The sequence below is a fragment of the Pseudomonas sp. yb_5 genome, from assembly GCF_043103865.1.
Classification (GTDB): domain Bacteria; phylum Pseudomonadota; class Gammaproteobacteria; order Pseudomonadales; family Pseudomonadaceae; genus Aquipseudomonas; species Aquipseudomonas putida_Y.
The window spans coordinates 104073-110592 of record NZ_JBICKE010000100.1; the positions used below are offsets into that span (position 1 = coordinate 104073).

Here is a 6520-nt window from a genome sequence, read left to right on the forward strand (position 1 = left end):
TTGACCATGAACACACCCTTGCACGGCCCGGCCAAAGCCTTGCGCCTGGCCGCCATTGGCGGCGTGCTGCTGGCCGCAGGTGCCGGCTTTGCCTATGCCGCCGGTTGGCTCGGCGAATCCCGGCTGACGCCACAGCGCATCATCGACACCTTCGAAGCCCAGGCCGGGCATTACCCCGGCTATCGCAAGAACCACGCCAAGGGCCTGTGCGTGAGCGGCTACTTCCAGGCCAGCGGGCAGGCCGCCAACCTGTCCACGGCGCGCGCCTTCAGCCAGCAACGGGTGCCGGTGGTGGGCCGTTTTGCCATCGGCGGTGCCAACCCATTCGCCCCGGATACCGCTATACCCGTACGCAGCCTGGCAATTCAGCTAAGCACCGACGACGGTCAGGTCTGGCGGACGGGCATGAACAATCCTCCGGTGCTGGCAGTCAGCACGCCGCAAGCGTTCTACCAGCAAGTACTGGCGAGCACACCAGACCCGGCGACCGGCAAACCGGACCCTGGCAAGCTGCAGGCGTTCTTTGCCGCCCACCCGGAAAGCGCGGCGTTTCGCCAATGGGCGGCGGGCTACAAACCCAGCGACAGCTTCGCCAACACGCAATACCACAGTATCAATGCCTTCCGCCTGATCGACGCCGCTGGCGCGGCCCACCCGGTGCGTTGGCAGCTCGAGCCACAAACTGCATTTGCGGCATTGCCCACCCAGGTTGATGACAAGCAATTCCTGCAACACGACTTGCAGCAACGCCTTGCCCAAGGCCCGTTGCGCTGGAAGCTGCGTCTGGTGCTGGCCGAACCAGGCGACGCCGTGGACGATCCTGCACGGCGGTGGCCCGCCGAGCGGCGCAGCGTGGACGCCGGCACTTTGGTGCTGGAACAGGTGGACGCCCCCGAGCAAGGGGCCTGCCGCGACCTCAACTTCGACCCGCTGATCCTGCCGCGCGGTATAGAGGCATCGGCGGACCCGATTCTTGCCGCCCGCTCGGCCGCCTATTCGGAATCGTTCAACCGCCGTAGCCGCGAGTCGCTCAGCACCGGAGCCAAGCCATGAAACCTGAAACCTTCCACCCTTTCGCCCGTCTGCTGCATTGGCTGATGGCCGTGCTGATCCTGGCCATGTTGTTCATCGGCGTGAGCATGGTCGCCGACCTGTCTCTACGCCATCCGGTGCTGATCAGCCTGCACAAGGCCACCGGCCTGGCCCTGCTGGTGCTGGTGGTGCTGCGCATCGCTGTGCGCCTGGCCGTACCCCACCCGCCCCTGCCGAACGACCTGCCAAAACTGCAGCGCTGGGCCGCCGGGGCCTCGCATCTGCTGCTCTATGGCCTGATGCTGGGCATGCCACTGCTGGGCTGGGCCATGCTGTCAGCCGGCGATTACCCGCGCCCGCTCGGCTTGCCTGCCATCACCCCCCACAACCTGCAGCTGTATGCCGTGTTGCGCCAGGCCCATGGCTGGGCCGGCTACCTGCTGTTCGCCACGGTGCTGGTGCATGTGGGTGCAGCCTTGATGCATGCGTGGGTGCGCCGCGACGGTGTGTTGCGTAGCATGTGGCCTGGCCCCTTGCGCCGCAGTGAATGAACTGCAGCAGCCCAGGGGTTCGACAATCGATAATGATTCCTAATAATATCGGTTTTTGCTTGCCGCTCTGCCTTGGACTGCCTATGAACGCCGCAAAGGATCCTGCAACCCTTCTACCTGCCAGCACCCTGGACTTGCGCCCGCTGCTGCTGGCCAACATGGCCTGCACCATGTCGATGATGGCCTTCGTCGCCCTGATCGGCCCGATAGCCCGCCAGCTTGGCATGGCCACCTGGCAAGCCGGCGCCGCCATAACCGTGGCCGGCGTGGTCTGGGTACTGCTGGCCCGGCCCTGGGGGCGCGCGGCAGACCGCCTGGGCCGCCGGCGCATCCTGCTGCTGGGCAGCGCTGGCTTTACCCTGGCCTACTGGCTGCTGTGCCTGTTCGTCGAAGGCGCACTACGCTGGTTGCCGGGGGCAACCTTGGCGTTCATCGGCCTGATGATCGCGCGCGGTTGCATCGGCGCCTTCTATGCCGCCATCCCGGTAGGCTGCAATGCGCTGATCGCCGACCATGTCGAGCCGCAACGCCGGGCGCGGGCCATGGCCTCACTGGGAGCGGCCAACGCCGTCGGTCTGGTGGTCGGGCCGGCGCTGGCCGCACTGCTGGCGCGGCACAGCCTGAGCCTGCCGTTCCATATCATGTCGCTACTGCCGGCCACCGCCTTCCTCGTGCTGTTTTTTACCCTTAAACCACAGGCTCTGACGCACAGCCACGCCCCCAGCCCGGTGCGGCTGAACGACCCGCGCCTGCGCCGGCCGCTGCTGGTGGCATTCAGCGCCATGCTCAGTGTGACCGTGTCGCAGATCATCGTCGGTTTCTTTGCCCTCGACCGCTTGCATCTGGGCCCTGCCGAAGCGGCCCAGGCGGCTGGCATCGCCCTGACCACCGTAGGTGTGGCGCTGATGCTGGCGCAGGTGATACTGCGCCAACTGGAGTGGCCACCGCTGAAGATGATCCGGGTGGGTGCCACGGTATCGGCACTGGGCTTTGCCTGCGGCTCGCTGGCCACCACGGCCCCCTGGCTGTGGGCTTGCTACTTTGTTGCGGCAGCGGGCATGGGCTTCGTGTTCCCGGCGTTTTCGGCACTGGCAGCCAATGCCATGCAGGCCTCTGAGCAAGGCGCCACAGCCGGTTCCATTGGCGCCGCCCAAGGTATGGGCGCGGTGATCGGGCCACTCGCCGGTACCTTGGTGTATGCCCTTGATCCGCGCTTGCCATTCTTGGCCGTGGCCGTGCTGTTGCTGCTGGTCGGGCTGTGGCCAATGCCGCGTGAGCAGCGGGTCTGAGAAGCACAGCGCGCAAGGGCGCAGAGTGTGTTTTAATGCGCATCGCTCATTATTATTGACACCTCTGATTACAAGGCGGCTATGGACACGGGGACGCGACTCAAACTGGTGCGTGAACGCAACAATCTCTCCCAACGGGAATTGGCCCGCCGCAGCGGACTGACCAATTCGACGATCTCGCAGATCGAGCAGAATCGCGTCAGCCCTTCGGTCAGCTCCCTGAAAAAGCTGCTCGAAGGCATTCCCATGAGCTTGGCGGAGTTTTTCAGCTTCGACGAGCCAGTGCGCGAAGAGCGCTACGTATTCCGTGGTGGCGAACAACCAGACCTGGGGCGCAATGGCCTGCGCATGCTGCTGGTCGGCGCCAGTGTCGAAGGCCGGCAAATGCGCATGCTGCGTGAGCTGTACGCACCCGGCGCCGACTCTGGCGAGCCGATCGTGCATGCTGAAGGCGAAGAATGCGGCTTGGTCACCCGTGGTACCGTCGAGCTGTGGGTCGATGGCCAGGTCAGCGTGCTCAACTCGGGCGACGGTTACTATATCCCCACGACCCTGCCGCACAGTTTCAAGAACATCGGCCCGGATGAGGCCGAGATCATCAGCGCCAACACGCCGGCGAATTTCTGATCTTGACCCACAGAGCTTCACTGAGCACCCGGGATGTCTATCAGTGCCTGCGCAATGTGGCCCTTGGCGTGCATCCCCTTGAGGTGACTGAACGCCGCGATGACGGCCTGGTCGATGTCGGCATCCAGGGCTGGCAACTGACGTTGGCGCTGGATGCCGAAGGCCTGGCGCATTGCGTTCATTGCCAAGCCCCCGACGGCGAACAGGCCGGGCTCGAGCACTGGCAGCGCTATGGCACCAACCCCACAGACCTGCTCAGCCTGTGGGAACGCACTCAGCTGGAGAGGCTGTTGGCGCCCTGACGCAGCGCCTCCTCGACAAAGTCCAGACGGTCCTGGCCGAAGAACATCCCATCACCGACAAAACAGGTGGGCGCGCCAAACACCCCGCGCGCCACAGCCGCCTCGGTCGCCTGCTTTAGTGCTGCTTTTACTTCGCTGTCAGCGGCCAGGGCGTGAAAAACCTGCGGGTCGAAGCCTGCCTGCGCGAGTGTTTCATTCAGCACAGCGCTGTCGCTCAGGTTGCGGCGCTGTACCCACAGCCCGGTGAACAGCACCGTTAGCAATGCCTCGAACCGATCCGGTGAATGCAATTGTGTACCTGTCACGCCGCGCATCAAAGTCAGGGTATTGACCGGGAAGCCCGGCGGCATCCCGAACGGCACTCCATAGCGTTCGGCAAAGCGGGCCAGGTCGGTGAACATGTAGTGCCCTTTGGCCGGGATCATGGCCGGCGAAGCATTGCCGGTAGCCTGGAAAACCCCGCCAAGCAGCATTGGCCGGTAGCGCAGCGTGGCGCCCTGGCGGGCACACAGGTTCGGCAGTTGGGTCCAGGCCAGGTAACTGGCCGGGCTGCCCAGGTCAAAAAAAAAGTCGACAGACGTGTGCATGGTTAAGATCCTTGCGGGTTAACGGGGATTTACCAGCGTTCCATCCAGGGGCGCAGGTCCAGCTCGAAGGTCCAGGCGTCGCGAGGCTGTGCGTGCAGGAACCAGTAACTGTCGGCAATGTGCGCCGGGTCAAGGATGCCATCCTGGTCCTTGAGGGCATAGCGCTCGGGGAAGCTGTCGCGGATGAAGGCCGTGTCGATGGCACCGTCCACCACCACATGGGCGACATGGATGTTGCGTGGCCCCAACTCGCGCGCCATGCTCTGTGCCAGGGCACGCAAGCCGTGCTTGGCCCCGGCGAAGGCGGCAAAACCGGCTGCGCCGCGGGTACCGGCTGTAGCACCGGTGAACAGGAGGGTGCCACGCTCACGCTGAACCATGCGCCGGGCCACCGCCTGCGCGGTGAGGAAACCGGCAAAGCAGGCCATTTCCCAGATCTTGAAGTACTTGCGCGGGGTTTCCTCGAGGATACTGCACGGTACATTCGCACCGATATTGAAGACAAATGCCTCAATCGGGCCTATATCACGCTCGATAGTCTCCACCAGCGCCGTAACCTCCTCTTCCTTGCGCGCATCAGAGCCAAAACCGTGAGCCTGGCCGCCAGCGGCGCGAATTTCCTCCAACAGCGGCTGCAGTTTGTCGGCCTGGCGCCGAGTTACGCAGGCAACATAGCCCTCACGCGCAAAGCGTTTGGCGATCTCGCCCCCAGTGGCGTCGCCCGCCCCGATCACCAGCACTACTTTTTGTTGTTCTGACATGCCTGCCTCCATGGGTAAATGATCGTTTAGTAAACGAACGCTATGTTATGATCGCGGTCATCGTCAAGCCTGTCTGCCGAGGCATGTGAATGCGCTACTCCAACGAACACAAACAGCAAACCCGCGAACGGCTGCTGGCCAGCAGCGGCGCGCTGGCCAAGCGCGGGGGATTTGCCAGCACCGGCGTGGCCGGGCTGATGAAAGCGATCGGCCTGACCGGCGGTGCTTTCTATAACCACTTCCCGTCCAAGGACGACCTGTTTACCGAGGTGGTACGCCAGGAGCTGAGCAACAGCCCCCTGATACGCCTGGCCTGCCAAGGAGCCAACCGCGAACGCCTGGGCCGCTGCCTGCAGCAGTACCTGAGCCTGGCCCACCTGCGCAATGCCGAAGGTGGATGCCCGTTGCCGCCGCTGGGAGTGGAAATCGCCCGGGCCGACACGCCGGTGCGTGAAGTGGCTGAGCACTGGCTGGTAGAACTGCACCAGGCCTGGAGCACAACCCTGGAGGATGAGCAACTGGCCTGGGTGCTGATCAGCCAGTGCGTAGGGGCAGTGCTGGTCGGGCGCATGCTGGCCAGTGAAAGCGTGCAAGCGCAGGTACTGGGCGCCAGCCGCCAGTTTGTCGAACAGGCCCTGCATGAGGCAGATTAGTGCCTTGTTGGGTTTGCTATTGGCCCTGCCAGCGTTTGCCGAGCAGGCCTGCCCGCCTGGGCAGTATCAGGTGTGCCTGATGGGTTGCTTCTGCGCCCCGATCGACCCGGGCCAGGCCGGGCAGATCCTCAAGGATGTGGAGGTCATGGCCTCGTCCAGCCTTGCCTACGCCTTGCGCCAGGCCCGCGACGAAGCCACGGCCAGCGGTGTTCAGCCGATTCCGTTGCATATTCGGGCGCAGCTTGAACCTTGGTATGACTTTGCCGTGCTCGACGCAGCGCGCTTTCGGGTGGGGGATGAGCAACAGATGAGCGCAGCCAATGCGCTATTGCAGAACCCCGATGTGAACGCCGTTACACTGATCGACACGATCATCTTCCGCCGGGCCGCCGATGCCGAGGACAACGTGGCCTTGTGGGCGCACGAGCTCAAGCATGTGCAGCAGTATCAGGAGCTGGGTGTGGAGGAGTTTGCCCGACGCTATACGCGCAACTTCGACGACCTGGAGGGGCCGGCCTACAAGGTCGAGGCCGAAGTCGACAAGGCGCTGCGCGAGCGTCGTTCAGGCCTGGCCCGCTGATCGCTGCCATTGCGCTCCACATCTACAGCGCCTGTCTTGCCCGGCGCAAAATTCAGCCGTTAGCGCAAACCAAGGTAGGAGCGGGTTTACCCGCGAATACGGTAGCGGCGGCAACGGTGAACGGCGGGTGGAGATTGG

The 6520-nt window shown here is 64.1% G+C and carries 9 protein-coding genes; 7 read left to right on the plus strand and 2 right to left on the minus strand.

The window, feature by feature from the left end; translation table 11 throughout:
* From ACF8GF_RS17675 to ACF8GF_RS17695, 5 genes are all read left to right on the plus strand, one after another.
* Complete coding sequence (locus ACF8GF_RS17675; RefSeq protein ID WP_392488266.1) at positions 1 to 1053, plus strand: catalase family peroxidase; 1053 nt, start codon at positions 1 to 3, stop codon at positions 1051 to 1053.
* A complete protein-coding gene (locus ACF8GF_RS17680) occupies positions 1050 to 1583 on the plus strand; it encodes a cytochrome b (RefSeq protein ID WP_176684632.1) in 534 nt (177 codons plus the stop codon). The genes ACF8GF_RS17675 and ACF8GF_RS17680 overlap by 4 nt, the downstream gene beginning before the upstream one ends.
* An 83-nt stretch (positions 1584 to 1666) precedes the next feature.
* Positions 1667 to 2872 carry an MFS transporter gene (locus tag ACF8GF_RS17685; protein ID WP_209966411.1) on the plus strand — a complete coding sequence of 402 codons (1206 nt, stop codon included), beginning with the start codon at positions 1667 to 1669 and terminating at the stop codon, positions 2870 to 2872.
* 81 nt (positions 2873 to 2953) lie between these two features.
* Positions 2954 to 3499 carry a cupin domain-containing protein gene (locus ACF8GF_RS17690; protein WP_003248033.1) on the plus strand — a complete coding sequence of 182 codons (546 nt, stop codon included), beginning with the start codon at positions 2954 to 2956 and terminating at the stop codon, positions 3497 to 3499.
* A 2-nt stretch (positions 3500 to 3501) separates the two neighbouring features.
* On the plus strand, positions 3502 to 3801 hold the full coding sequence (locus ACF8GF_RS17695; RefSeq protein WP_245355123.1) for a hypothetical protein: 300 nt from the start codon (positions 3502 to 3504) through the stop codon (positions 3799 to 3801).
* On the opposite strand, the gene ACF8GF_RS17700 is transcribed toward ACF8GF_RS17695, so the two are convergent.
* Together ACF8GF_RS17700 and ACF8GF_RS17705 are read right to left on the minus strand one after the other, a co-directional pair.
* Positions 3774 to 4388, minus strand: a complete 615-nt coding sequence (locus ACF8GF_RS17700; protein WP_176684634.1) for a 2-hydroxychromene-2-carboxylate isomerase — start codon at positions 4386 to 4388, stop codon at positions 3774 to 3776. The genes ACF8GF_RS17695 and ACF8GF_RS17700 overlap by 28 nt on opposite strands.
* Positions 4389 to 4417: 29 nt before the next feature.
* Complete coding sequence (locus ACF8GF_RS17705; protein ID WP_176684635.1) at positions 4418 to 5149, minus strand: SDR family oxidoreductase; 732 nt, start codon at positions 5147 to 5149, stop codon at positions 4418 to 4420.
* Between the two features lie 89 nt (positions 5150 to 5238).
* Here ACF8GF_RS17705 and ACF8GF_RS17710 point away from each other — a divergent pair, with 89 nt between their 5' ends.
* Together ACF8GF_RS17710 and ACF8GF_RS17715 are read left to right on the plus strand one after the other, a co-directional pair.
* Positions 5239 to 5802 carry a TetR/AcrR family transcriptional regulator gene (locus ACF8GF_RS17710; RefSeq protein WP_176684636.1) on the plus strand — a complete coding sequence of 188 codons (564 nt, stop codon included), beginning with the start codon at positions 5239 to 5241 and terminating at the stop codon, positions 5800 to 5802.
* Entirely contained in the window at positions 5789 to 6382 is a 594-nt protein-coding gene (locus tag ACF8GF_RS17715) for a DUF4157 domain-containing protein (protein WP_392488267.1), read from the plus strand. Before ACF8GF_RS17710 ends, ACF8GF_RS17715 begins: the two co-directional genes overlap by 14 nt.
* Positions 6383 to 6520 lie beyond the last annotated feature (138 nt).

Coding starts and splice junctions, on each gene's coding strand:
- ACF8GF_RS17680 (WP_176684632.1), top strand. CDS start 1,050: ATGAAACCTGAAACCTTCCACCCTTTCGCCCGTCTGCTGCATTGGCTG.
- ACF8GF_RS17685 (WP_209966411.1), top strand. CDS start 1,667: ATGAACGCCGCAAAGGATCCTGCAACCCTTCTACCTGCCAGCACCCTG.
- ACF8GF_RS17690 (WP_003248033.1), top strand. CDS start 2,954: ATGGACACGGGGACGCGACTCAAACTGGTGCGTGAACGCAACAATCTC.
- ACF8GF_RS17700 (WP_176684634.1), bottom strand. CDS start 4,388: ATGCACACGTCTGTCGACTTTTTTTTTGACCTGGGCAGCCCGGCCAGT.
- ACF8GF_RS17705 (WP_176684635.1), bottom strand. CDS start 5,149: ATGTCAGAACAACAAAAAGTAGTGCTGGTGATCGGGGCGGGCGACGCC.
- ACF8GF_RS17710 (WP_176684636.1), top strand. CDS start 5,239: ATGCGCTACTCCAACGAACACAAACAGCAAACCCGCGAACGGCTGCTG.
- ACF8GF_RS17715 (WP_392488267.1), top strand. CDS start 5,789: ATGAGGCAGATTAGTGCCTTGTTGGGTTTGCTATTGGCCCTGCCAGCG.